This is a genomic window from Oleiphilus sp. HI0123 (assembly GCF_001635315.1).
The window spans coordinates 1-434 of the sequence record NZ_LWGE01000168.1 but is presented as its reverse complement, the minus strand read 5'-3'; the positions used below and the strand labels follow the sequence as shown (position 1 = coordinate 434).

The following is a 434-nucleotide window of genomic DNA, read 5'->3' as shown; positions in this document are numbered from 1 at the left end:
AAAAATTGACTCATCGTACCTACTCCTAATAAAGGGCAATTCCAATTGAATATCTATCAGCTATTTAGGGTTCTGGCCTGCTACAGCTGTACTATTTAGAGCCACCCATACAGTTTGGGGACTCTGGTGATTTCTCACCCATGATACTCGACCATTCTTGCGGAACATATAAATGTAGTGCCAAAGCATGTAGGCCTTGCTCCATTAAGCCACCAAGCAAGGCATAGACACTTTGATGACGAGCAACTTTAGACTTTCCCTCAAAATCCTCAGTAACCAAAGTCACCTTAAAGTGAGTCTCAGAGTTAGGAGGCACGCTATGCATATGGCTCTCATTTAATACCTCTATAAACTCAAGTTCAAAATTGTTACTCAACAAGTCCTGAATCTCTTTTTGACGCGACATCTTAGTACAACCATTTCATCTATGTAAT

The 434-nt window shown here is 40.6% G+C and carries 1 protein-coding gene; it reads right to left on the bottom strand.

All coding sequences use genetic code 11. The annotated features are described in order from the left end of the window. Positions 1-91: 91 nt before the first annotated feature. Positions 92-406 (bottom strand): BolA family transcriptional regulator, encoded by a 315-nt coding sequence (locus tag A3761_RS01510; protein ID WP_068509757.1) that lies wholly within the window; start codon positions 404-406, stop codon positions 92-94. Positions 407-434: the final 28 nt, after the last annotated feature.

What these genes read in the sequence shown, in the direction of transcription:
- A3761_RS01510 (WP_068509757.1), bottom strand. Translation starts at nt 406, where the DNA reads ATGTCGCGTCAAAAAGAGATTCAGGACTTGTTGAGTAACAATTTTGAA.